At 43.3% G+C, this 24798-nt stretch carries 23 protein-coding genes and 5 pseudogenes; 17 read left to right on the top strand and 11 right to left on the bottom strand.

Translation table 11 applies throughout. The features are described from left to right. Position 1: 1 nt before the first annotated feature. Genes AM1_RS28290 through AM1_RS44045 form a run of 3 tightly spaced genes read right to left on the bottom strand, consistent with a single transcriptional unit; the run spans position 2 to position 1977 of the window. Positions 2 to 583: a TetR/AcrR family transcriptional regulator gene (locus tag AM1_RS28290; RefSeq protein ID WP_012166390.1), complete on the bottom strand. Its 582-nt coding sequence runs from the start codon at positions 581 to 583 to the stop codon at positions 2 to 4. After that, positions 567 to 1436, bottom strand: a complete 870-nt coding sequence (locus AM1_RS44050; protein WP_202947638.1) for a cytochrome P450 — start codon at positions 1434 to 1436, stop codon at positions 567 to 569. Before AM1_RS44050 ends, AM1_RS28290 begins: the two co-directional genes overlap by 17 nt. Positions 1437 to 1440: 4 nt before the next feature. Continuing rightward, the gene (locus AM1_RS44045; protein ID WP_202947637.1) at positions 1441 to 1977 is read right to left on the bottom strand and encodes a cytochrome P450; all 537 of its coding nucleotides are present in this window, start codon (positions 1975 to 1977) and stop codon (positions 1441 to 1443) included. 373 nt (positions 1978 to 2350) lie between these two features. On the opposite strand from AM1_RS44045, the pseudogene tnpA reads away from it, so the two are divergent. The 5 genes and pseudogenes from tnpA to AM1_RS28255 all read left to right on the top strand — a co-directional run bounded on the left by tnpA (position 2351) and on the right by AM1_RS28255 (position 5883). After that, positions 2351 to 2778 (top strand): annotated as a pseudogene (gene tnpA / locus AM1_RS28280) (IS200/IS605 family transposase). A 153-nt stretch (positions 2779 to 2931) separates the two neighbouring features. Further along, complete coding sequence (locus AM1_RS28275) at positions 2932 to 3498, top strand: histidine phosphatase family protein (protein WP_049783805.1); 567 nt, start codon at positions 2932 to 2934, stop codon at positions 3496 to 3498. A 76-nt stretch (positions 3499 to 3574) separates the two neighbouring features. Beyond that, a protein-coding gene (locus AM1_RS28265) for an IS1-like element ISAcma40 family transposase (protein WP_076611790.1) occupies positions 3575 to 4571 on the top strand; the annotation gives its coding sequence in 2 pieces (ribosomal slippage) (positions 3575 to 3937 and positions 3939 to 4571; 996 coding nt in all). After that, the gene (locus AM1_RS28260; protein WP_012166385.1) at positions 4556 to 4765 is read left to right on the top strand and encodes a hypothetical protein; all 210 of its coding nucleotides are present in this window, start codon (positions 4556 to 4558) and stop codon (positions 4763 to 4765) included. Before AM1_RS28265 ends, AM1_RS28260 begins: the two co-directional genes overlap by 16 nt. A 188-nt stretch (positions 4766 to 4953) precedes the next feature. Continuing rightward, complete coding sequence (locus tag AM1_RS28255; RefSeq protein WP_012161013.1) at positions 4954 to 5883, top strand: IS5-like element ISAcma6 family transposase; 930 nt, start codon at positions 4954 to 4956, stop codon at positions 5881 to 5883. Positions 5884 to 6019: 136 nt separating this feature from the next. Here the strand turns inward: AM1_RS28255 and AM1_RS28250 are convergent, their stop codons facing one another. Beyond that, positions 6020 to 7237 carry an IS4 family transposase gene (locus AM1_RS28250; RefSeq protein WP_012164215.1) on the bottom strand — a complete coding sequence of 406 codons (1218 nt, stop codon included), beginning with the start codon at positions 7235 to 7237 and terminating at the stop codon, positions 6020 to 6022. After that, positions 7234 to 7431: an IS4/Tn5 family transposase DNA-binding protein gene (locus AM1_RS28245; protein WP_012161283.1), complete on the bottom strand. Its 198-nt coding sequence runs from the start codon at positions 7429 to 7431 to the stop codon at positions 7234 to 7236. The genes AM1_RS28250 and AM1_RS28245 overlap by 4 nt, the downstream gene beginning before the upstream one ends. 41 nt (positions 7432 to 7472) lie before the next feature. On the opposite strand from AM1_RS28245, the gene AM1_RS28240 reads away from it, so the two are divergent. The 4 genes and pseudogenes from AM1_RS28240 to AM1_RS28230 form a co-directional block, all read left to right on the top strand. Continuing rightward, positions 7473 to 7802, top strand: coding sequence for a hypothetical protein (locus tag AM1_RS28240; RefSeq protein ID WP_187152912.1), 330 nt, complete (start codon positions 7473 to 7475; stop codon positions 7800 to 7802). Between the two features lie 191 nt (positions 7803 to 7993). After that, a pseudogene (locus AM1_RS38970) lies at positions 7994 to 8206 on the top strand (IS1 family transposase); the annotation flags it as partial. Beyond that, positions 8207 to 9178 (top strand): annotated as a pseudogene (locus AM1_RS40075) (IS1634 family transposase); the annotation flags it as partial. It abuts the pseudogene before it with no gap. Between the two features lie 72 nt (positions 9179 to 9250). Next, positions 9251 to 9457: pseudogene (locus tag AM1_RS28230) on the top strand (DUF4351 domain-containing protein); the annotation flags it as partial. A gap of 51 nt (positions 9458 to 9508) precedes the next feature. On the opposite strand, the gene AM1_RS28225 reads toward AM1_RS28230, so the two are convergent. Beyond that, the gene (locus AM1_RS28225; RefSeq protein WP_012166380.1) at positions 9509 to 9988 is read right to left on the bottom strand and encodes a type IV pilin protein; all 480 of its coding nucleotides are present in this window, start codon (positions 9986 to 9988) and stop codon (positions 9509 to 9511) included. A gap of 793 nt (positions 9989 to 10781) precedes the next feature. Here AM1_RS28225 and AM1_RS28220 point away from each other — a divergent pair. After that, positions 10782 to 11252 carry an FHA domain-containing protein gene (locus tag AM1_RS28220; RefSeq protein WP_012166379.1) on the top strand — a complete coding sequence of 157 codons (471 nt, stop codon included), beginning with the start codon at positions 10782 to 10784 and terminating at the stop codon, positions 11250 to 11252. 568 nt (positions 11253 to 11820) lie between these two features. Here the strand turns inward: AM1_RS28220 and AM1_RS28215 are convergent. After that, on the bottom strand, positions 11821 to 12300 hold the full coding sequence (locus AM1_RS28215) for a 3'-5' exonuclease (protein WP_012166378.1): 480 nt from the start codon (positions 12298 to 12300) through the stop codon (positions 11821 to 11823). A 269-nt stretch (positions 12301 to 12569) separates the two neighbouring features. Then, positions 12570 to 13055, bottom strand: coding sequence for an RpiB/LacA/LacB family sugar-phosphate isomerase (locus AM1_RS28210; protein ID WP_012166377.1), 486 nt, complete (start codon positions 13053 to 13055; stop codon positions 12570 to 12572). Between the two features lie 360 nt (positions 13056 to 13415). Here AM1_RS28210 and AM1_RS28205 point away from each other — a divergent pair, with 360 nt between their 5' ends. Both AM1_RS28205 and AM1_RS28200 read left to right on the top strand, forming a co-directional pair. Further along, positions 13416 to 14315 (top strand): pentapeptide repeat-containing protein, encoded by a 900-nt coding sequence (locus tag AM1_RS28205; protein ID WP_012166376.1) that lies wholly within the window; start codon positions 13416 to 13418, stop codon positions 14313 to 14315. After that, the gene (locus AM1_RS28200) at positions 14272 to 15582 is read left to right on the top strand and encodes an IS701-like element ISAcma8 family transposase (protein WP_012160919.1); all 1311 of its coding nucleotides are present in this window, start codon (positions 14272 to 14274) and stop codon (positions 15580 to 15582) included. The genes AM1_RS28205 and AM1_RS28200 overlap by 44 nt, the downstream gene beginning before the upstream one ends. Positions 15583 to 15604: 22 nt before the next feature. Here AM1_RS28200 and AM1_RS28195 read toward each other — a convergent pair whose 3' ends face one another. Beyond that, positions 15605 to 16660: an IS630-like element ISAcma14 family transposase gene (locus AM1_RS28195; protein ID WP_041658446.1), complete on the bottom strand. Its 1056-nt coding sequence runs from the start codon at positions 16658 to 16660 to the stop codon at positions 15605 to 15607. Between the two features lie 308 nt (positions 16661 to 16968). On the opposite strand from AM1_RS28195, the gene AM1_RS28190 reads away from it, so the two are divergent. The 5 genes and pseudogenes from AM1_RS28190 (at position 16969) to AM1_RS28175 (ending at position 20429) form a co-directional block, all read left to right on the top strand. After that, a complete protein-coding gene (locus tag AM1_RS28190) occupies positions 16969 to 18213 on the top strand; it encodes an ISL3-like element ISAcma10 family transposase (RefSeq protein WP_012166374.1) in 1245 nt (414 codons plus the stop codon). Between the two features lie 49 nt (positions 18214 to 18262). Beyond that, positions 18263 to 18319, top strand: a pseudogene (locus AM1_RS44510) (hypothetical protein); the annotation flags it as partial. An 18-nt stretch (positions 18320 to 18337) separates the two neighbouring features. Further along, positions 18338 to 19240: a pentapeptide repeat-containing protein gene (locus tag AM1_RS28185; protein ID WP_012166373.1), complete on the top strand. Its 903-nt coding sequence runs from the start codon at positions 18338 to 18340 to the stop codon at positions 19238 to 19240. Positions 19241 to 19307: 67 nt separating this feature from the next. Then, entirely contained in the window at positions 19308 to 20108 is an 801-nt protein-coding gene (locus tag AM1_RS28180) for an IS5 family transposase (RefSeq protein ID WP_012161398.1), read from the top strand. Between the two features lie 69 nt (positions 20109 to 20177). After that, positions 20178 to 20429: a hypothetical protein gene (locus tag AM1_RS28175; protein ID WP_012166372.1), complete on the top strand. Its 252-nt coding sequence runs from the start codon at positions 20178 to 20180 to the stop codon at positions 20427 to 20429. A 211-nt stretch (positions 20430 to 20640) separates the two neighbouring features. Here AM1_RS28175 and AM1_RS28170 read toward each other — a convergent pair whose 3' ends face one another. Both AM1_RS28170 and AM1_RS42425 read right to left on the bottom strand, forming a co-directional pair. Further along, on the bottom strand, positions 20641 to 21285 hold the full coding sequence (locus AM1_RS28170; protein ID WP_012166370.1) for a hypothetical protein: 645 nt from the start codon (positions 21283 to 21285) through the stop codon (positions 20641 to 20643). A 180-nt stretch (positions 21286 to 21465) separates the two neighbouring features. Next, positions 21466 to 24327 carry an aldo/keto reductase gene (locus AM1_RS42425; RefSeq protein WP_049783804.1) on the bottom strand — a complete coding sequence of 954 codons (2862 nt, stop codon included), beginning with the start codon at positions 24325 to 24327 and terminating at the stop codon, positions 21466 to 21468. Between the last annotated feature and the right edge of the window lie 471 nt (positions 24328 to 24798).

Genomic DNA, 24798 nt, shown 5'->3' with positions numbered 1-24798 from the left:
CTTACACTTGCCATTGCCTGATAAACCACTCGATCACCATCTCTAAATTTTTTTCATCCAGTTCGTAGTGATCTTCCGTTGTCGGCTTGGGGAAAAAATACCCAATGGAGTACAAGAACACCTTCAGATCTTGTTCAAAGTTTTCAACCTTAAAAACGTTTGCCTGAATCCCTTCTTTAAGTAGAAACGCAACATTATCTCTAACCACCTGACTTTCTTCTTCCTGCATCTCTGTTTTAAGGCGCATCACCGCCCGAGCAAGTTCTGCGGCATGAGTTCCACTTAATCGATGGTCTTGAACAGCACGGAAACGATTAACCAGATAACGTTTAAGCTTTTCAGGGGTTGGCAACGGTGACTGTAAAATCTGATTTGAATCAAGCATATGTTGCTGAACATACGCTTCAGCTGCCGCAATCAAAATCTGATTTTTGTTCTTGAAATATAGATAGAGTGTGCCAACCGCTATACCTGCATCCTTGGCAATTTCCTGCATGGTCGTCTTCTTGACCCCATATTGACTCAGCCGTTGCTTTGCCGCTTGCAAAATCGCATCTCGTTTGGCCTCATCCAGTCGCTGCATATCGATCAATCTTTTTGTGGATCGTCACTTTAATGCCATATTTTGGGCGTAAGGTAAATCTTGGATCAATTTCAATCGGCTGATTTGGCACTAACGAGATATTAAACTTTTGAATGATCGCTGCCAAGATTGTCTTCGCCTCCATCAGGGCAAAATTCTTACCAATACAGACATGGGGTCCGGCCCCAAACGGGAGATAGGCATACTTGTGGCGATTGACTGGGTCAGGTAGAAAGCGATCTGGATCAAACTGCTCAGCATTATCCCAATACTGGCGATGGCGAGACGTAAAGTAACTGTTGATATTAATGATGGCACCCTTGGGAATAGCAAATCCTTGCAGCTCATCCCGCTCCAGTGCCATTCTCGGCGCTAGCCCTATTCCCGGTGGATAAAGCCGCAAAGACTCATCAAAGACACGTCCGGTATATTCCAGTCGCGGCAATGTCTCAAAACTGGGAGCCTCTGCACCCAATTCAGTGTTGATTTCATCCTCTATCCTGGTCAAGATATGAGGATGGGTACCCAAGACATACCAGGTCCAGGCTAATGCCGTCGCCGTTGTTTCATGGCCTGCATTGATAAGAGTAATGACTTCATCTTGCAATTGGCGATCGCTCATTCCAGTTTGAGTCTCTGCATCCTGGGCAGTCAGCAATATGGAAAGCAAATCATAATGTTCGGTCCGATCATGGCGACGCGATTGGATAATATCTAAAACGATGCGATTCAAGGTTTGTTTGGCTTGGCGAAATTTTAAATTTCGAGGTGTGGGCAGCCAAACTGGTGCCGCAAGGGGGGAAGTTAGACGAAAGTAAACATACGCCAATGCCGTTCGGAAGGCTTTACCCAACGCATCAGATGTCTTGACTGATATCGACGCTAAATAGGGCTAGACTAACGATCTGGAGCGTCAGGCGGGTCATTTCAGCCGCGATATCAATGACTGCTCCCTCTGGCTTCTCCTCCCATTCCTGGATCAGGGACTGAACGCATTGGAGCATCACCGTATGGATATAAACCAGCTTTTTCTGCTGGAAAGCAGGCTGCATCAACCGTCGATGTTTCTGCCATAAGTCACCTTCGCTGGTAAATAACCCCTGCCCCTGAACTAATCCCATCGGTTTTAGGAAAAAATCAGGCTTGCCATATCGGTTTGGGTGTGTGGATAAAATATGCTCTACATGGTCGGGATGAATGGCTGAGTACAGCTTCAAACCCGGCATGATCGGCAATCGGACTAAATCCCCATACTCTCGATGGAGTGCGCCCAGGTATTCAATGGGCGTTTTTTGTAAGGAGGGAAGCTTAAAGAGCAGATACCCTGGTGGTCCTGGCGGGGCTGGTAGATAGCGTTTCGTTCCCTGTTGAGGGACTTCTTTGAGGTCAGGCATAAGGTAAACGTTAAGTGAATAATGAATATATTTGCATTATATTCATTATTGCTCACACCCCAATGCAGTAACTGTGTTGAAAAACACAGAGCACCTAAAAAAGTGCCATCAACCAGGAAGGACCTAGCAAAAAAATTCTCAAACTGTGATGCCCATAATAATGAGCCATCGGCAACAAGTGGATCTTTATCCTGTATATGGACTTTGGGAAATAATAGGGCAATCTACACAAATGCGGGGCATCCTAACGCTAGGAGAGCTGTGTGTAACTAAATATTGGTAAGCCCCCGGCTCTGCCGGGGAGACTCTCGTAGGTTTGACCGGGTGCAACGGTAGAAAATTCTCCTTGCAGTTTTCTCGCAAGGAGAAAGAAATGTCACCTAAGAAGCTAAATCATACGACATGGGATTGCATCATATTGTATTCATTCCTAAGCGTCGTCGGAGAGTCATATATGGTAGTCTTCGTATCCGTTTAGGAGTTTTATTTCGAGACTTGGCAGAACAACGTGATGTTGAAATATTAGAAGGTCATTTGCTGCCAGACCATGTTCATATGTGTATGAGTATTCCACCAAAGCATGCAGTCTCAGGTGTAGTGGGTTTTATGAAAGGCAAGAGTGCCATAGCGATTGCCCGTCAATTTATGGGAAAGCGACGAAATTATTCAGGAGAGAGCTTTTGGGCGTGAGGTTACTATGTATCGACAGTGGATTTGTATGAAGGGATGGTTCGAGCATATATTCGCAATCAGGAGTTAGAGGATGCCCGCCTGGAGCAGCTAAGCCTACCGTTAGGTTGATGCTAAAGAGTTGCCCCTTGGGGCTATTCCCCAGCCCCTTTGAGGGGTTAATCATAATAAGCCTCCAGCTCTGCCGGAGGTAATTTAACTAAATTTGGCATCTTCCATTGTGAGCTAGCCTATCTTTAGTGATGAACAATAGACATCTGAGATATGAGCAGAACCATATCCTTGATAAGACATGGGAAACCTACCATCACTCCACAAGGGTGGATAGGTGGTCACGAGTTACCACAGGTCATTAATCGAATTCAATCAGCTAAGATTGCCAGTGACTCCTTTCCTACAGGTGATGTTCAAGTACTCGTTCAATCAGCAAAACTAGTGTTCACAAGCGATATTCCTCGTTCGATGCACTCTGCCCAAATCCTTGAATCTACCATTCCTCCTGTCAGTGATCCCATTTTTCGTGAAGTAGATTTTTGGCTTGAGTGTCCCATCAATATTCGTTTACCCTTCCATATCTGGCTTTTTCTGGATAGGTTGCTATTGAGTTTGGGTTGCTCATCACATGCTCAATCTCAAGCCCACATCAAAAAACGAGTGAAAAAAGCTGCCGAATTATTAGAACAGCAATCTTATGAAGCTAGCTCTGTTGTTTTAGTTGGCCATGGCATCACCAATCTGTTTATTGCTAGAGAATTAAAAAAACGAGGATGGTGTGGTCCCCGAATACCGAAAATGGAACACTGGGGTTGCACAACTTATAGCCTGGGCTGACTGATAAAATTATCTCAGGCACTGTTCATTTAAGAAGTGACTGCTAGGATGATTCTGCAGTATCAGTTTCAGAGCAATGCAATGTATCCATTGTCAAAGCGAGAATGTTGTTAAGAATGGAACTAAGACGCTGAAAACAGCTCAAGTGGTTCAGTACTTTCTGTGCAAAGACTGTGGTCGTCGCTTCAACGAGCGTAGTGGGACGCCGATGGCGAGATTGAGAACGCCAGTAGAGACGATATCAATGGCCATCAATGCCCGCACTGAAGGTCTAGGGATTAGAGCCGCAGGGAGAGTACTTGGGAAATCTCCCACCAGTATTCTCCTTTGGGAGAAGCGTTTATCCGCACAATTATCAAATTTCTCTCCTCCTTCTCCAAAAGAAGCTGAGGTCACAATTGAAGGAGATGAAGTGTACACCCGCGTGGGTAACAATCTTCCCCCCCTGGCTCAGTGAAGGTTGGACTATTCATTTCATCGACCGTGAGAGTCGCTATTGGTTCGAGGCTCGCGCGGGTCTTAAGGATGAATCATTATTTGAGAAAAGTGTCAAAGCTGCTTGGGATTGGGCTAAACCCAGTTCATCGATTCGTTGGTTCACAGGTGGAGAACGTCGATACTCCAAGGTATTATGGAAGCTAGCGAGTGCCTACTTGCCTAGGAGTACCACGACTCAGGCCTATCCTTTCCGCAAAGTATGGCGAGCGGGTTTAGAGGTGGCAATGAAGATCAAAGGATCTCAAGGAAAACCTCGGGTAATGTGGGTTAATCGAGAGCATCCTTATACGGCCATTAGCCCCAAGAGCGATGTCCATGCCAATCATCTTGAAGCCCTCCACAGTTCTTTAAGACGACGGGCTAGCGGTTATCGTAGACGCCAGAATCACTATGCCAAAACCGTTGAGGGATTACAAAGAGCGCTGAATGTGCAGCGATTGATTCACAATTGGTGTCGTGCTCACTACAGCCATGGATACCAGCGAACCCCAGCAATGGTGATGGGATTTATCCAAAGGCCCGTTAAGATTGGCGAAGTGTTGGCAGTCAGAGCTTTTAAATGCCTCACTTCTTAACTGAACAGTGCCATTATATCAAACCCATTCCCAGAGAGGACAATACTGAAGAAGAATTTTCCAAAACGATAGGCGTGCGCTTAGAGATGAGCGTCTATGATGCATTACCTCAAAGGTATCCAGGCAAAGGGGAGCGAACCGCATGGCTAAGAAAGCAGGCTCGGATCGGGGCAGAGAATGAGGGGCTGCTTTAGTAGTCTTAAAGATTCAAATTATCAACTATGAGCAGCATCATTGTATGGCTATTGGTTAACTCCATTGGTGGCATGGTATTAGGCTATCACCTGGCACCTTTATGGTTTTGGAATGGCGTTGTTGCATGAATAGGTGCTGCGGATTAGGCGCGGGCTAGAGTTTATGTACCACCAAAAACCGCTAGCCCATGAGTTACCAAATCCGCAACTGGTCCGAGTATAACGCTGGTCTCAAACAGCGGGGAAGTGTGACCTTCTGGCTCGAACAATCAGCTATCGTTCATTGGCTAGAAACCACACCGAGACAAAAGCGGGGAGCCTCTCTGACCTATAGCGATACAGCAATCTCCACCTTCGAGACCGTCAAATGTATCTATGGTTTAGCAGGGCGTCAAACCGAAGGATTTCTAAATTCATTGTTTGAGTTGATGGGAATTGAGCTTCCCGTTTGTGACCACAGCACCGTCTCTCGGCGGAAAGGTCAGCTATCGATTTCATTGCCCGTTATACCTAAGCAAGGTGCCATTCACGTCGTTATCGATAGCACAGGGGTCAAAGTCTATGGTGAAGGAGAGTGGAAAACCAGGCAACATGGTGTGAGCAAACGTCGGACGTGGCGTAAACTTCACTTGAGTGTTGATGAGTCCACTGGAGAAATTCTCACGGGTGTCGTGACAACCAATGACGTTCAGGATGGTGAAGTGTTTGAAGATCTCCTTGAAGGCATCGACGATGAGATTGAACAGGTCTCTGCTGACGGAGCCTATGACCAAAGTCATTGCTATGATGCCCTCATGGAGCGCAATGCCACAGCTGCAATTCCCCCAAGGAAGAATGCCAAAATTTGGCAACATGGAAACTGCAATGCTCCACCCCATCCACGAGATCAAAATCTCAGAGCCATCCGAAAACAGGGACGAAAGAGGTGGAAAAAACAAGCCCACTATCATCGGCGGTCTCTAGCTGAAACGACGATGTTTCGCTTCAAAACTATCTTTGGGGGTCAGGTACGTTCCCGTAACTTTGATAATCAAGCCACAGAGTTACTCCTGCAGTGTGCGGCACTCAATCGAATGATTCAGATCGCCAAACCCGAGACTGTTTGGGTTGAAGCTTAAGAATAACGAGGAGAGGCAATTCATCTAGCCTTTACGCGATTCATGCAACAAAGCCGTTTGGAATAGTGGAGTTAACAGGAATTGCTGCATTGGTTGGGTGTATTTCACTACCAACTTTAAGTGCTGACTTTTCCCGCTAAGTCTCCTGGGTCGCTAACTGCCAGCCCTCGACTAGGAGATTTAACTTAGCCCATCCTTTCCAAAGCACTTGAATCCCCATCGGTGTGTTGCGACGATGCTCCAGATATCCTCCAAGTCGTGCAACTGCTTTCACTGCCCATGCAACCGTGAGGTTTTTGGGAACCTTCGATGTCTTCGCTCTGAGAACTTTAATCTGTAAAGGTGTGACGACATCTTGAGCAGGCCGTTGAGGGGATGTGCGTTCTAAGTAGGTCCAGCGTAACAGTTCTACAGCAGTGACACACAGGAATCCTAATAAGGTTTTCATCCCCTCAGCAGCCAAACGATACCGCTCCACCTGAGTCCCCGATTTGAGAATTTTGTGATATTCCTCCACTCTCCACCTGTACGTGTACCAGCGCAAAATGGTCTGAGCCATTTCCATAGTGGTGACTGCTTCACTCGTGAGCAACATCCATGACACTGGGTCTTCATCCTCTGGGGGATCTACTTCTGTGGCATAGACGGCGTATACCTGGAGGGGATGACTATCAGCTAGACGGGTAGGTCGCTGCAGTTGGACGAGACAACAGCGCACCACTAGCTTGGCTATACGTGCACTCCGGTCTTTCGTTTTGGGTAAGTCAATTTCATACTCGAATTGAATACTTTGGGCTTCCAGTTTTTTCCACAGTCGATTGGGGTCTTGCTCAAGCCGACGATTATGTGAGGCTCTAACCACAACCCCTGTGTTGTTGAGGTGATTGAGCCGCTCAAACACTTCGGCAATATCTCCTTCTCGGTCAAACACATGAATGGAACGAGTAGAAGGACTCACTATCTTTTCTACGGCTTGCATCGCTTCGACCCACCGATAGGATGCCTTTTGTTCAAAGGGTCGGTTCCGAGAAGTTTGTCGCGCCTTTGCCTGACGCTTCTTCTTTTGTCGAGGGGTTTCCTTTTTCGGAGGCTGGGGTCGATGCTGACGATTCCATACCTTTTGCCATAGCAACCCCAATGGTTGGCCTTGCTCGGGGTCAACAGCTAAGGCACTGTGGAGCAATAAGCCATTCCCCCCATTGCCTTGAGGACCATAGCCTTGACGCTTCTTCTTGATGCCTCCGTAGTCTAAAAAGCTCGTATCACCCACGCACAAGGTAATCTCTTCCTCGGTGATGGCATGGGCAGTTGCATGGCAATGAGGAGTAATGATTTGAGAGAAGTTGGTTTTCACATTAGCGAAAACTCATAAGAGCGTTTGAGATCTGTTGCAGTCTTGAAAATGCTCAACAGGGCTTGGCCGAAGTTTGCACTAATCGCTTGACCAATTTTGAGAGCTCGATGGGTCAAGCGCTGATGGTCTACGACCGACCTTCGGTCATCGTTGAATTGACACTCAGCAAAATTCTTCTTCCACCATGTCTGCATCCTAATCATCTCCAAACTCAGGATTTGGTCATCGTAGCTGAATGGAGAACAATTCCCTACAATCGCAATGGGGAAAGCGCTCTAGAATTTACCGTGAAAAGTCAGCTTTAAGTGATGTCGCTTGGTTGAAAAAGTTAAGAGTGGGTTTATTTTGTTTCGGTAGTTTTCTGACGATGCTTGCGATTCATACAGCTAGTTCGATTGGTTTTAACCCTTTTATTGGATGGTTTATGGTTTTATGTTTTTGGATGACCTTAAACCTCGCTGCAGAATACTTAGAAAGTACACTAAATTATTTTATCCGAGGTTTTTTCCTGTATGCTTCTGCTGGTTTAGGGCTAGGTTTAGGTTACCTGTTAAGTGCATCCTGAAAGAGTCAAGGACTTACTAATGAGGGAGATCGCATCCCTGATACCAACTCCAAAACTCACACCCATCTCAAAAATTCCAATAATGCAGCATCCCCAAATAAAGGCAGGGAGCGGAGCAAAGGCACGGCTTTGCGAGAGCGACTTTGCCGATCTGGAGTGCGCTATCGTCTTGCCCGTTTCGTGGATGCCCAATAGTGCGTCAACAGACTGGGCGATGGCATCGACGACAGAACAAATTTGGCAAAGTCTGGCAACAGAGTGCAGTGACCTTAAGACTGGTGCTGACTTATTTCAACTGGATATGGTGCCACTCTCGATTCAAGAATACGGCTGCACAACGTGCTGGGCTGACGGAGCATCCTTGGCAATGGCGAGACTTAGCTTCTTATCCCACACTTTGTTGACGCACAATCTCAGTGCCAGAGTTACTCGAACAAGGACTCATCAATGCAGTTGCCAGCGGGTCGCCTCTATTGAGAGTTCATCGTCTTGATGAGAAAGGACACCCCCAGGAAATTGCCACGGGATATGAGTTTTCCAGAAAGCAGGAGCATCATCAAGCGGATGGCAACACAGTAGAGTGGACCGAACGAGTATTTTTAGTCCATTCTCCTGCTCATGCCCAACAGCAACAGCGGGGTCTGGAGCAGCGACTTAAACGAGCAACCCAAAAGTTAAACGCACTGACACCTGCCGTTGGACGCGGTAAGCGACAAGTTCGCAGCCTCTCAGAGCTTCAGCAGAAGGCTAACGCCATCCTTAAAGCCCATCGCGTTGAGGGATTGATTGAATATAGCTATGAGTATCACCCAGCGATAAAGCAACAGAAAGAGCGCTACCAAATCACCCAAGTTACACTCATAGAAGCCGCAGTTGAGACAACACAACAACGCTTTGGCTGGCGGGTTTACGTCACGAATGCTCCCCTTGAAGAGTTGTCATTTGAGGAAGCTGTCTTGACTGTTCGGGACGCTTGGATTCAAGAAAGTGGATTCTCTCGCTTGAAAGGTAATCCCCTCGGGGCGTCTCCACTCTTCGTGCAAAGGGATGACCACGCCAAAGGATTGATGCATTTACTGAGTCTGGGACTGCGGATCTTGACGTTAATTGAATTCGTTGTTCAACGTCGATTAAAGCAACACAAGGAGAAATTGTTTGGACTCTTCCCGGGGAATCCAAAACGCGCCACTACCCGACCCACTACGGAAAGAATTCTAAGGGCGTTTAAGGACATATCTCTGACCATCCTTGGCGTAAAAGACGAAGAATATGGGCATGTCTCTCCGTTAACTTCACTGCAACAGAGAATCTTAGAACTTCTAGGCTTGGCCCCTGATATCTACTCCAGCCTTGAGTTAAGTACTGATGAGGCTTGAATTACAGGAGGATGAAGCAAGATATTTATTCAGAATTGGATAACGCGAATGCCAAGAACGAAGGTTTACCTGGAAGCCATGCTGGAAGAGGGGCAATCTCTCATCCTCCGACAGCTCACCCGACGTATTGGTGACGTTTCTCCTGAGATGCGATCGCAGATACGATCGCAGATCCAATCGCTGTCCCTCGATCAGATTGAGGCATTGGGTGAAGCATTGCTTGACTTTACGGAAACTGCTGATCTGGTGGAGTGGTTGCAGGAGCATCATACCGTTTAAGAAGTTTTCAGATCGGTCATTCACACTGACTGCATATCAGCTACAACCGTGCTAACAACTGGGAGGAGCAGCAGGAATACCTCCTCCCGGTGCTGACTGCTCGACAATCGTAAAATCTGTTGTAGCTAATGTTCCTACTACGATATTGGCACGGGTACACCCAGTAAAAGCACTCAGGGAATTATCTTGAGGCGTAGCTCTAAACTCAGCAACAGTAGAGTTTGCTGCGCCAAATGAATAGGCGTATTCATTGGTCGTCATAGGTAGATCAATACTCAATTGAGCCATAGAGTTAGCAAAGGCTGCTCGCTCAAGACGATATACTTGCTGTGCTCGATTGACTGAGCCAATGTAGTTATGAGCAGTTGCTTGTCTTGCTTTAAGCGTTTGATTTAGAACAGAAGGCAAGGCAATTCCTGAAAGTACTGCCAAGATCACAATTGTTACCAGCAATTCCAAAAGCGTAAAGCCTTGGTTGTAATTACGTTCTCTGCACTTAAATAAATAGGTTAATAACTGTAGATTTCTCATTTCAAACACTCAGAGTCAATAATTGATAACTAGTTCAAATATTTTGGGGACTCTATGAATTCATTGGAAATTTCAAAATACTCTTGATTCTCATCTGTAGAATTTTTCTTAGATGAGGATTAAACTTTCATCTATATATGTATTCTGAAATATTGGGTTCATAGTATTAACCTACCCATGTTGAATAACCTAGCTTTCAGTAATAATACGGATTAGATTCAAGGGTATACAATTTCTTCGAGATTTTTATTGATAAAGTTGAATCTTATTCAAAATATTCTAACTTTCAATATTATTAATTCAATCGAAGAACTCTCATATTTGGATGACTAGAGATCCCTATAGAAGCTACAAGGTAACGATTTTAAGCTCTAATACAGATCTATATCTATGAGACTTCGTTCGTTTTAGAACTGCATATAAATGCAATAATATAGGTGTTACTAATTATAGATAATCGAAATGAAGATATTCAGAAATACAAACGATTAGTTTCTAAATCTGAGAATTACACAATAGGAAGATTCTATATTAAGTTAAATAAATAAGTAATATCACTGATTGTATCGAGTATTTTCAAATTTATTATTAGATATAGAGAAAATATTCTCCATTAACTCTGATAGGAGTCACTCTATCTTACTTTTAATAAATACCTGAAGTTTATTTCTAAACTCAGCGGCATCCCCTATTCCGATAGAACCATAACTTTGATTATCAATGGCATACTCCCCAATCATCTACCAGCTCACCTAGCCAAAGTCTTTGGTCACTTACAAAGAACAAAACAGTTATGAGTCAAACATTTGAAGATATCTTGCAGTATGCGAAGCATTTCTTGGTGTCCGAAACCAAAGAGCAGCATGTAGTCCTTCTCTGCACAGGGTTTTACTCTATTGGTAGAAAACCTGATAATGACATTTGTTTGCTCTCAGATACTGTATCCAGACATCATGCTCAGCTAGTCCGCGTTCAGAGTAATGCCAAAGAGCAATATCAACTGATTGATGGAAACTCCGATGGTGAACGAAGTCGAAATGGAGTAAGGGTCAATGATCAACCTGCGACGTGTAAGCTGCTTAAAAACCAAGATCGGCTGTCATTTGGTGGAGTGATGAATTTCACCTACATAAATGGAGCAGATATTTTAGATTTCCTTACAGATATCACTCCAGAGAGAATTCATAACCATCGTCTTCTGCTTCATTATCAACTTTTCCTTTCTAGTCAGGATGCAACTTCCATCATGATGGGAGCCTCTTGAAAGAACTCTTACTCCTCTAGGGCCTAAGAAATTCCAAAGATTTTATAAATCAATAATTTAAACTCATTACCCTTTACATAAAAATGAATAAATTTATCGTTAGGATTAGATCATTGAATAATCAACTTGGTTTAGTTGATAGCGCACAAAGTTCTTCTCATTTTTGTTCTATTGAAGCTTTTAGACAACAAAGCACTCAAAGGGTTCAATTGCTTGATAGTAACTTTAGAGCGAGCAATAGCTATGTAGAGGTTCCTAAAACAGAGTTATTTAGACTAGATGGCAAAATCTTCTATTCATATTAAATTAGTGCATATCCTAACGACGCTCCCCTATGGAGTGTGTAAACATCTAACTTTTAACTTTTGTCAGCTCTTACTGCATGAGATTGAGCTAAATACAAAGTCGTACGTAGCTCCCTCAAAGCAAGGGTAGAAAATGGCTACCTCATTCGAACTTAGGTTCAAGAGCCTAACTTTGGTATGCGCTTGCGCCCAATAATGAACGGCATTAATTTAGCTAGATTTCTGGCATCATCAATGCCACGATGATGCGTACCATCTAGGGACTAACCAACCGTCTTTAAGGCTCTAGCCATACCGTAGTGCTTTTTGGTTCTTAATGCCAAAGAGAATTGTTTCTTGAGGTTGAAGTGCTCCCCTCCCATGGGATAGGGAATCTTATGATACTTTGATTCCCGTTCAAGTTGATTTTTATCGTAGTCGCCCCATGAACAAAAAACAGAATTTTCGTATTGTTCAAACCAACGCTTGAAGGTCCCGACTGCTTGTGGAAACGTAGGTGCATCCTCAAGATCTGTTTGCTTAATCGTCGTTAGCTCTGTACAAAAATCTGTCAGGTTCGGATGTCTGATGGGTTTAATAAAAACCGTAAATTCATCGATTATCTCTAACCCTACTGACTCTATGATTACGGCGCCAATTTCAATGGTTTCCGTTTCTTTATGCGGAATAGAAAACGTATTGCAACAAGTCGCCTCCAAATCAACTATCAGATAGTAGTCGTACCTAAAAAATCCAATATTCATATTTGATTTAGTTCTTGAGCAATTTCAGGTATAACAGCATATCCAGTGCTCAATTGGGTAGATCCAGAATTATTTTTCTGAGTTCAAGATATTCATGACGTTGGTGAGCATATTCATCGCCTGGATAATGTTTCACCATGCCGCTAGCAGTCAGACTCAGATAAAATTCACAAGTAGAATGGGTTAGCCGATTGCCTTGAGGCTACACGATAACACCTTTCTTCCGGCTGTGTCTACGCAACGATTAGGCCCATTAGACTCGCTCTACATCACTTTAACTGTGCCTTGAACTGAGCTATCTCCAACTCAGCAATATCCTTCATGGAGTGCTCTAACCAAGTTTGAATGTCAGGTTCCCAGTCTTGAGTGAACCCTGTCATCAGCCAAGTTTCAAGAATATCCTGTGCAAGTATAGGGGTCGTGAACATCCCTCCTAACGTAAGCACATTAGAGTTATTAATGGAGCGAGACTTCTTGGCAGCGTGGGTATTCTCACATACTGCCGCATAAACGCCTGGAAACTTATTGGCTACTATTGCCATCCCCATGCCCGTACCACAAATCAGAACTCCGCGTTCCACTTGCTGGGTTCCAACGAGATTGGCGACCAATGATGCAGTTTCATAATAAGGTGTTTTACTGTCACCAGCAGAGATACCAACATCTTGAAGCTCATGTTTTTGGGAGAGTAAATAAACTTTAATGGCTTCCTTGAGGTCAAAGCCATAGCAATCAGCCCCTATTGCAATGTTCATAGCTCCCTTTTCCCCTAACGAATTTTCTTCACTCGAGCATACACAGATTTCGTTATATTTGAAGCTTTATTCTAGTCGATACTGGTTAGGGATGTATCGTTAGCTTGTTCTTGGTTTAGCACATTCTAATCAACTCAATAGATAGTTGTTATATATCATGAAAGCATTGAAAGGCATACTTTCAACATAATTTTTCGTTTATTTCAACATAAAAATCATGATGTCGTTAGACTTGTGGGAAGAAACAAATATTTTCAGCTTAATGATAGAAGTTAGTAGTACCAATGCTAAAGGTAAAATATTTAGAAATGAATAAATCATGTTGCTTCAGAGTAAAATATTTTCTTTCAAAAAAACATAATGTCAAATCCAGATCATTTAATCGAACTTGAAAAAGGAATAGAATCTTGGAATAAATGGCGAAAAAAAAATCACCAAATTAATCCAGATCTCAGTAACGCTAAATTATCTGGATTAGAACTATCAGGAGCCAACTTTAGTGAGGCCAATTTAAGTGGTTCCACTTTCGTTAGAAGTATCCTTAAATCAGTCAATTTTACTAATGCTGACATTAGGAGTACTAATTTCACAAAGGCTGATTTAGAGAATTCAAACTTTACTGCGGCAGTCACTAGTCATAAAAAAATCTGGATAATCTTTATCGTTATTTCGACTTGGATGTTGTCAGGTGCCTCAGTTCTAGGATCATCATTAGTGGGAAACCTTGTAGCCCAAAGATTTGATCCCTCAAACCTTACATCAAAGATTGCTTTTGTAAATGCTTTAGTACTGACTATCTCATTACTAATATCTACAATCCAAAAAGGGATCGGTTACGGCATCAGTATTGGATTGCTAATTGGAGCAGGTATTGTAGCTTTTTCATTAATTATTTCAAGCGTTATTTCATTAATTATTGGGATCAGTACCGTTTACCCATACTGCATAGCAATTGCAATTGCAAATGCAATTAGCTTTGGTCTAGCAGTCTCTATTTGTGGAGCTTTTACTTTTGGAATAGCTGTTTCTAACACTGTCTATGGAAAAAGATCACTTTTTGCTGCTTTAGGAACTATTATTATCTTAGTTTTTTATCTCAGTAACTTTCTTATATCAGTTATTGGTGTCTTAATCTTAATAATCACAGTATCCCTCTTTTATCACTTTAGACAGATAAAAAATAGACTATTCTCAGTTTCTATTTTTCTAATGAGTGATGTCAGCTTCAAGAAGTCCAGAACCAACCATTGGCTTTGTTGATGAGTACTGCCAACTATTTGCAGAGTTATTTCCCCAAGTCCGCAGTTATGAAGCCTTCAAGCATCTCCATCTGGGGATGATTAGTGATATCAAACGTAAATCATTGCCCGCCATTGCAAGAGCAGTGGGCTTGGAGAACCATCAAAGCCTGCATCATTTTCTGAGTGAATCACCTTGGGTAGCGTCACATTTGTCTGACAAGAGATTGGACATCATCTTGAAAATACTGGATGGGCGCAGGTTAATTCTATTGATCGATGAGACGGGCGATTGCAAAAAAGGCAAGAGTACCGACTATGTGAAACGGCAGTATATCGGCAATGTGGGCAAGAAAGAGAATGGCATCGTCGCAGTCACTGCCTACGGGCTGTTTCAAGGGATGATTTTGCCTTTGTCCTTTGAAGTGTACAAACCCCGAGAACGTCTTAAAGAGGAGGATGAGTATCTCAGCAAACCCCAAATTGCTGCTGGAATGATCCGACAGTTGCAAGGGATGGGCTTTTGCTTTGAGCTCGTCCTGGCTGACAGCTTGTATGGGGAAGCTCAAACAAACTTTGTGAATGTCTTAGAGGAGTTAAAGCTGCCCTATATCCTAGCGATTCGTAGCAATCATGCGGTGTGGTTACCCGCAGAACAAGCAGTCTTTGCCGAACCGTGGCAGTCATTTGAACGAACCTTCAGCAATGGCACCACTGAAACTCGTTACAGGCAAGAGATCATTTATGGCCAGCGACACCACCAGAAGCGCTATTGGCTATTAACCACGGACCCCCAAACGCTACCAGAGAACTCAACCTCTTATGTCATGGCAGCGGCACCCGAGATCAAGCTGGATGAAATTGGGGATTGCTATGGCTTCAGAACTTGGATTGAGTATGGTCTCAAACAGTCTAAAGATACCTTGGGTTGGGCTGATTTTCGCATGACGCACTACGAACAAATTGAAAAGTGGTGGGAGATAGTGATGAGCGCTTTCTTGATGGTGAGTTTGTTCGCTGATGTCTTCAATGACTCTTGTCCAGTGGCACATCAACACTTTGCGCAGCATCCTTGGTGGGATAACCAAAACGGGTGGAAGAATCTGCTCAATAATGTGCGCTTGATCATTCAACCGTTAATCAGTTGGAATCTTCTAAAGCGCTGGTTAGAAGTCTTTCCCAGCCGTGCTTTGAAAAAGGGGTTTGAGCAACTCACATCAAAGATGGAGGCATTTTGCTGTCCACTGGTGAGGAAATTGCTCAAGCATCCTGATTTTCTCTCTGTCTAAAGTGATAAAAGAGGGGTATACTCTAGGCGGCTAAGATATTAACTTTCTTAAAAGACTGAAACTTGAGTGATAGTAAGGTGGTGAGTTTCGCCTTATGCTCTCCATTACACTGGTCGATGCACTGTTGAATGGCCCCTTTGAAGGCGGGAAAATCAGCATAATACTTTGAATAGAGACATTCCTTGCGTACAAAACGCCAGAGTCGCTCAATCAAATTCAAATGGGGTGAATAGGAGGGCAGATAGACCAGCTCAATATCGACGATCTCGGCAAAGTCCGTTACAAGCTGACATTTCTGGTATCGCGCATTGTCTAAAATCACGCTGATGGGTATGACTGGGTCAAGTAGCGCCAGCTTGGCCAGTAACAGGCACATACTGTGAGAATTGATATAGGTGTGGTTGGTAACGCTGACTAGGTCTTTGGTGATAGCGTCGAGCGCGCCCAGGACATTGAAACGTTGGCGACCAGAAGGAGAAGGGATGAAGATCCGAGTGATGCACCAGACAAACCCTAGATAAGCACGGTGAACAAAGTGAGCAGCATCCACAAAAAAGACAAGACGCTCTTGGCGTTGAGCTTCCTCTAATAAGGGTTCAAGGCGAGTGTGTCGAAACTGCTCTTGCTCCTCAATTTTCTCGGGCAGACTCGACTTTCCCGGCACATACCCCACTTTTCGATAACGACAACCGATGCGTTTGAGGAAGGCTTTGATTTGGGTGGGACTGCGTTTGATGCCTGTTAATTGCTCAATGACCGCTTGAGCTTCTGCACTGGTGCGGGGAGGATGTTGCTCAAAGTAAGCTCTCACACTATCGCTATGAGCGTTGAGTAGACTCGGTTGACCTTTATATTCAAGGGTCTTCAGCCCTTCAATCCCTCCTTGTTGATACTGACGAAGAGTTTTGGCTAAAGTGGGGCGACTAATCTGACAAAGCTGGCAGATCTGGGTATGGGAAAGACCTTGACTCTTCAAGTAGAGCACTTCCATCCGTCGCTGCACCCGTGGGTGAGGGTGATGATAGCGTTCGTAATTGAGTTGTTGGATTTCCTCTGCGGTGAAATCAATTTTAATCATGGGAGTGGAGGATAGGTGCGGGGATACTCCCAGTGTGCCAAATCTCTCTACCACAATGTTAAGTCACAAGTCGTCCGCAGTATAACTTTTTATTACTTGGGATATATCTTGGAATTCAAGTGGTTCGTCCATCAAAAGAGTTATGGCTTGTGAGAACCATTATTTCAATCTCCTCCTTTCAAGCTACTAGTTTTTTGGAGGCAAACTTAGGCTCTCTGGGAATTAGCGTGTAGCAGTCCTACATTTAGTGTGTTTCCTTTTTCATCCCTATGGAATGATCTGAGGTAGTACTTCAGAGCAATGGCGTAATGGATAACTCAATTCGCATCCCGCTCAACCTTCCTGATATTCGAGTTCTAGAGCTATCGAAGACTGAGAGAGGGGATTGGCTCATCAAGATTGAGAGTACGCTTCAAGGAACAACCTGTCACCAATGCGGACGTGAGATTACTGACCTCCATTGTCATGATCAGCCTTTTCGGATTCGTCACCTGCCATTATTTGAAGTCCCCGTTTACTTAGAAATTCGGCCCAAGCGTTATCGATGCAAGTATTGCGATGACCATCCCACAACAACTCAACATTTAGAATGGCACGAACCTCGCAGTCCCAATACAAAAGCATATGAGCGTTGGCTTCTGCGAATCTTGATCAATTCAACGGTCTCAGATGTTGCCAGAAAACTAGGCGTTAGTGAGGATATCGTCAGTGGAATCATTGATCGTTGGATTGCCGCTCAAGTTGACTGGAGCGAATATGCAGACCTCAAAGTTATGGGGATGGATGAGATTTCTCTCAAACGAGGCCATCGTGATTTTGTGGTTTTGATCACGATTCCTACGACGGATGGGGTGGATATATTGGCAGTTCTAGCCGACCGTAAACAGCAGACAGTGGCAAATTTCCTTCAATCGATTCCCATTGATTTACGCCAAACCATTGAGCGCGTCTGTACGGACATGTACCAAGGATTTGTCAGTGCAGTCCGAGAACAATTGCCGCAAGCCAAAATTGTCATTGACCGCTTTCATGTGACCAAAGCCTATCGTAATTGTGCTGATACGGTTCGTAAACGTGAGGTCAAACGTCTACGACGAGAGCTCTCTAAGCAAGAGTATGACAGCATCAAAGGCGCGATGTGGCCTTTTAGAAAACGACCAGAGAATCTGAAAGAGTCAGAGCAACAACTCCTTGAGCGATTGTTTGCTTATTCTCCACAACTGAAACAGGCGTACAATCTCCGAGAGAAACTCACGCAGATATTTGAGGGCAGGTACACCAAGCATGGAGCTAAATGTGCCATCCGAGCTTGGTGTAAACAAGTACTCAAGAGTGGCATCAAGGAATTCGATAGTTTTCTGACCACTATCAATAATTGGATGGACGAGATGACCAACTATTTCCTGGAGGGGTGGACCAGTGGTTTTGTGGAAGGATTTAATAACCGAGTCAAAGTCTTAAAAAGACGATGCTACGGTATTTTCGATATTGAAAGACTCTTCCAAAGGATTTCTCTTGACCTCAATGGGTATCAGACATTCGCTGTGACCTAAACACTATATCTAGCGGCTACCACGCTAATTCCCGGAGAGCCCAAACTTAAAGAATGCAAATTTCACGAATGTTGATACAAAATGTATAGACTTTCGTCAAGCAAATCTTTATCATATTCAATGGTTGAATGCAAAAAACTTACAACTGAGTAGAATTGATAAACCGAGCTTACAAGAAGATATAATTATTGATTTATTGACCAAAAGAAATGGGGATAATAACCAATACATTGATGCTAACCTTCAAGAACTAAATTTAGAACATGTAAGTTTAGTTGGAGCCAATCTTTATAAGTCTGATCTTAGCCACGTTCGCTTCTTAGATGCTGACCTGACCAACGCAAACTTATCTGAAGTTAATGCTATAAAAACTGATTTTAGTGGGTCAGCAATGTCTGGTGCTTGCATAGATGCCTGGAGTATTGATACATCTACAAATCTTAATGATGTGAGATGTGATTATATTTACCTTGAGAGTGGGAATAAAAATAGAGTCCCTAGTTCTGGATATTTTAAGTCTGGAGAGTTTTCTGCACTGTTTCAAAAAGTATTGAACACAGTTGAACTCATTTTCCGTGATGGAATTGACTGGAAAGCATTTTTCCTTACATTCCAAGAACTCCGTACTAGATATGATGATCAATCAATTAGTATTCAATCAATTGAAAAGAAAGGGAAAGCCTTTATTATTCGCCTTGAAATACCCCAAGAAGCTAGCAAAAAAGAGATAGAGAATAAAGTAAAAGAATTATATTTTAATAAACTCAAATTAATAGAAGATCAATATAAAGCTGAATTACAAGCTAAAGATAAGGAGATAAGCATTTATAGGGAACGAAGTTCCGATATGACTGAAATAGCTAAATTATTAGCAACTAGACAAATTAAAGTAGAGGCTAATGCAATGGCTGAAAAAGAAGTTAGTAAAACAGAGATTCAAGCCAACACAATTGGTGTAATCCATAGTGGAAGTGGTGACGTTACGAACTTTTCCCAAACTATCGGCAATAACTTAGAGGTTGTTTGAGAAGTGAGTAAAGCTCTCAAGGTACTAATCTGTCAATACACAAACACTGGACAGGACCTAGAGAGCAATGCCTACAGCATATGATAGCGACCTCACCACCCTGCAATGGGAATTACTTGAGCCTTTGATTCCTGCTGCTAAACCTGGAGGTAGACCTCGCACCACTGATATGCTCAGTGTTCTCAATGCCATTTTTTATCTCGTGGTTACAGGTTGTCAGTGGAGACAACTACCTCATGATTTTCCCTGTTGGTCAACGGTCTATAGCTATTTTCGAAGGTGGCGCGATGATGGGACTTGGAGTCAAATCAATGAACATCTACGCATGCAAGTGCGGGTGAGTGAAGACCGTCATCCCAGTCCCAGTGCCGCTATCTGCGATGCTCAATCGGTCAAAGTCGGCAATCCTCGGTGTCACTTGATTGGGTTTGATGGTGGGAAAATGGTCAAAGGTCGTAAACGTCATGTGCTCGTTGATACTTTGGGGCTGGTTCTGATGGTGATGGTCACCGCTGCAAATATCTCTGACCAACGAGGGGCCAAAATACTGTTTTGGAAAGCTCAACGCCAAGGTGCGAGTTTGTCCCGTCTAGTTCGGATATGGGCTGATGCAGGCTATCAAGGACAAGCTTTGATGAAGTGGGTAATGGACCGTTTTCAATATGTCTTGGAAGTAGTCAAACGCTCAGATAATCTAGCGGGGTTTCAGGTTATTCCCAAACGATGGATTGTAGAGCGGACGTTTGGATGGTTGTTGTGGTCTCGACGTCTTAATAAAGATTATGAGGTGCTGACTAGGACGGCTGAAGCGCTTGTTTATGTGGCGATGATTCGACTCATGGTTCGAAGGCTAGCGCAGGAGCACTAAAACTTCTCAAACAGCCTCTTAGAGGAAGTTACACAACTCATTATTGCTTTACGAGAATCCGTTAAGACTATGCCACCAGATTTTCAGGATGATTTGAATGAAGATTTAGATGATCTAGTCGAAGCCATCAACAACCCAAAGAAGCGATCTGAAAAAAGGTTACGAAAACGAATCATGGCTCTATGGGCTATCGTTTGCGCCATTTCTGTTGGTGTTGCTGGTGCTACTGACTTTAGCAATAACCTAATTGATTTAGCTCAAAAGCTCAATTTACCATTACCAGTTGAAGTCATTCAACAAAATCCCCATATAGTCAAATAAAAGTATCAACCCATAGAACATCATTTGTAAATTACTCAACTAGGTATAGTTGTTAACACTCCCTAGTTGAGCATTAAATTCATCACAGTAGATTGTTTCTTTCTAGGTATTTGATTCCCTAATTTCAACAGGAGTATTTTCCTAGCCTCTTCGAGATTAGTCCCACATAGATTAATCACAATCAAATTAGCTCCATCCAGACTAGTCCCAATCAACCCCAACATCTCGCCACTCGCTCCCGATTCAGCCACACCCCAATCATCTCCTCGATTCTCTCAATAATTTCCCCTGGCTGCAGACTCAACACCTGCAACACATCGAACGTGTCCTCTAATTCCAACGCGCTCTCGAAACAAAACTCTGCTGTATCAAATGGAATTCTGATGAATGGCTTTCCACTGCCTTCGACGGTGATCCAGAAGTGTCCCGAGCTGCTTTGGGAAACGGCCAAGTATTCAAGCTGCCCATTTTGCTTAGTCTGCTGAACCAGATTCTTCTGCCTGCACTCGAGTGCGTGGAATTTGGATTCAAATTCTCTGGATACTCTGGGAGGTCTGACTCTTCCTGGTATTTGTCGAGCTGAATACCCTCGCTGGGTTCTCCGTGTGTCGGTGGGTTCACTTTGGTCGTATCTGGTGGTGGTGCCAGTAGTGCGATCATCGTCTTCAATCTCTGGAGCTGCCTTGCACTTCACTGGAAGATCATCTTTCCGGTCGATGGTTGAGAATGATGCCTTGTCTGGGTATGTGGGGGTTGCTTCGATGCTTATCGAGGGTGTCAGCTTGGCTTGGGCTGGTGGTTTGGGCTTCAGTGAGATGAGTTGGGGAGTCATCAGTAAATATTCAGCTATCAACATGAGGGGACAATGCCATTCAATATTGCCATGGCCCTCACCATGCTTAATGCGACTAAAGTCGCTCGAGTCGCTTTTCCAACTCGAACTAAAGTCACGGGGCTACCAAGCTACCGTATTCTTTCCCGTGTAGCTTTTGAGGATAAGATCTGAGCTATAAAATTACCTTTAACCCACCTGTGCCTAAATTTTCTCCAAACGATAGAGTTTGGGATTTTTGCTTTGAACGTAGATCTTGTATCTTATTTTTTCCTTCCTGCTCAAGACAATCGTTCCATCGATTGATTTACCATTAATTTGCATCTTCATCAGATCGGGTATCCACATAAAAATTTTGTATGATTCATCTTCCGGAGTAAATTGTTTATTTACCTCTTGTATAGTTAGATTTTCTATTGTCTCAGTTAAGCTAACTTTCTCAAATTTAGCCTCCTTTATGGATAGTGCCTTCAATTCATCCTTTTTTTTCTTTTCCTCAAGGTTAGATTTGCCACTTTCTGTCAATGGATCATGTGAGGGCACATACTCTCCGTTTAAAACCTGTTCAACTCGCTGAATAGCATTTTGAGCATCGCCTCCTTTTTCACTAGATCGCATAGCCCATTCATAACTCAAGTCAAATATCTTGGGTGACTTTTGGGCAGCCTCACTCATTGCTCGAAAAAGCCCTTTCATACTACTGAACCATTTTTTTCTTTGTGGATTTGCCTTAGCTTGCAGATCCGCAGCGAAACGCATAAAATTCCAAACAAAGTTTTGAAGTTTTTCTTTTTGCTTCTTACTTTCTTTAAACTCGTCAATAATCCTCATTGCAATGGCATTGACCAATTTGCCACCTCCAGAATCACATACTTCACTCATCAAAAACCAGGCAGTAGGATGTGTTAGTGAAGCAAATAAACTCTTGAGAGCTACTTCAGATTCTGAGTCCCCCCATTCTTTTTCTTCGATATTCCGAGGCTTCAAGACGATTGCATCAATTTCTGCTAGGTTCTTACGGGTTAGTCGGATATTCTTTGCAGCATAATTTTTTGCTTGTCGTCCAGGATCACTTGAATAAGCCACAGGAGCCACTCCTTTATGAGCAGACCAGGCATAAAGCAATTCACCTACCCCATTTGAAGCCTCATTCTTCAGACCCCATTTCTCGGCAAGTTTCTGGAGACGAGGATCCATCAATGCAACAAGATACTGTGAGGGAAGCCCTTGTCCATCGTTTTCACAAACCCCTTTTTGTGCGCTTCCGATGATCCCAAAACCTAAATATTTGATACCATTTTTTTTGCAGTAATCCCGGACCTCTGTGTCAGGATAATAAGGAGTGAAACGATTTTCGACATAGGTGATTGGAACTTGCTTCTGAAGAGAAAATTGGTAAAGTATATCAAGGTAAATTGCGTTGACATTGCTCACACCAACTGCTTTAGAATTTCCTATCTTTACCAGTTCAATTAAATCCCCTAAATCCTTTTTTGCTTTCTCAATGTCATCTATTTCATGCAGCATGAGAATATCAGGAAGATTACTCAGGGCGTTCTTAGAACTCTCCATTTGCCCATCAATAGATTTCCCTTTTTCTGGCTTGACTTTGTAAAGAATGGTCAGTTCTTCCCGAGAAATTGTCAGCTCTTTGGCTGCTGCCATTAAAGCCTCAAGAGTGGATCCTCCACCTTCCATAGTGTATATTGAAGCTGTATCAAATCTTCGATAACCTTGCTGTAGAGCATTTTTAAAGATATTTTTCGCTTCCTTGGGAGTGGTCTCTTTCCCAACATCGGCTCCGAAAAATTGCCTGGAAGTTAATGCATTATAAAGAGTTTCAAAGTCATTATTGATTTCCAAACCACTTAAAATTCGATGACGGGTAGCGTTACAACAGCCTTTAGTTATTCGATCGAGTACAACTGCCTCAAAATTCATAAAGTTCACAAATTTTTCGTTTTCCTGATCCATTGCATACAAAACAAAACGGATCATCCAGTCATCTTTATCTGTAAATTTTCCACTCAGAGTTAAAGATGTGCTCTGCTTTAGCCCCTTGTAAGCATTTTCCCAATCGGGATAGGTGATTTGTTCCTTACTTACAACGATCTTCGCTTGAATAGGCACGTTTGCATTAAAATCTGATGTGAATCCGTTTTTATATTTAGCAAAATCCCACTGAGAGGCAGGACTGAGGTCAGAACTTTTTTGAGTAACTGCTGCTGTTCCTGTAGTGCCGGCTAAACACTGGTAAGAAGCATCATCCTCCGCATTCAAAGCATCCAGCATCCCCGTGCGGTTTTCACTAGGAGTGTGGGTAGTTTGGAGTTGAGTCGGCATCCTACCAGCAGCAAATTTGCTTTGCAAGAGTTCTTCTTCACATTCACTTTGTCGCTGCACCATCTTTCCATTCTGCTGCATCACATGAGTCAACTCATGAGCAATCAACTCCTGGCCTCCTCGATTTCCGGGTTTATAAGCTCCTGAACGAAAAAATACATCCTGTCCCGTCGTAAAGGCCCTTGCCTGAATGGATTGATTCAATTGATCTGACTGGGCATCCGTATGCACCCGCACACCACTAAAATCTGCACCCATCGCCTGACCCATTGACTGTTGCAGTCCTGCATCCAATGGCTGTCCACAGCCCCTCGCACTACTGATAGCAGACTCTAAATCAGGTGATGCTTCTCCACTTTCTATTGCTTGCTTTCGCTGGATGGCAGCTTGAAAACCTCTCGCGCACATTACACCTTCTAAGTCTTTCTCGCGCTGAATCGACTCCCTCATACTGTTTTCTTTAAAAGTAGGGGCATTGATATGTTGAGCCACTTGAGATGCAACTCGATCTGCCTCTTGTTCATACTTATCCCCTGGCTTCCCAATCGTCAGCTTCTTCTGTATCCAAGGTTGTGGTTGTAATGAACTGGTCGTATCGTTATCAAGTCTGGGTGGACCCATTTGCATCATTGAATTACCCAACCGCTGAAACTTCCTCAACCGCTCAGCATGTTCAGCCAGTCCCTCTTCATTCGATTTCGCCTGTATCAGAGCAGGTTGCACTGATGCCTGGACTTCAGTAGGTCGAGAGACTGGGGTACGGACAGACTGGGAAGCTCGTTTCTTATGAGCGTACTGATGAGTTCTCATTACAAGCTTCCTAATTTCAATAGGCTACTTGTATTCTCTCCCGCATTTATTTTGTTTTTCCTACTGTTATTAACCTAAATATCTCAGTCTAGAACTTTATTTTTGATATCTTTCTAAACGCTAATTTTCCAAAAAATTGAGCTGAATATAGGTAAAATATGATATTTCAAAAATACAGCATATGAATCTATAAGACCAAAGATAAAAATCTAGATTTAGCTCAGAGCTATTTAGTTAAAATTTATAATATTGTCATATTCACTTTTAATACATAGAATAACTTCGAATCTCACCAAAAATTGAGCATTAATCCATTGAGTCGACTGATTTCATAAGATGGATGACTATAACTAAATACTCATACTGATGAAAATAAATTTCCTT

Origin of the sequence: Acaryochloris marina MBIC11017 (assembly GCF_000018105.1) — a bacterium.
GTDB lineage: Bacteria > Cyanobacteriota > Cyanobacteriia > Thermosynechococcales > Thermosynechococcaceae > Acaryochloris > Acaryochloris marina.
This window is presented reverse-complemented; position numbering and strand designations above follow the sequence as displayed.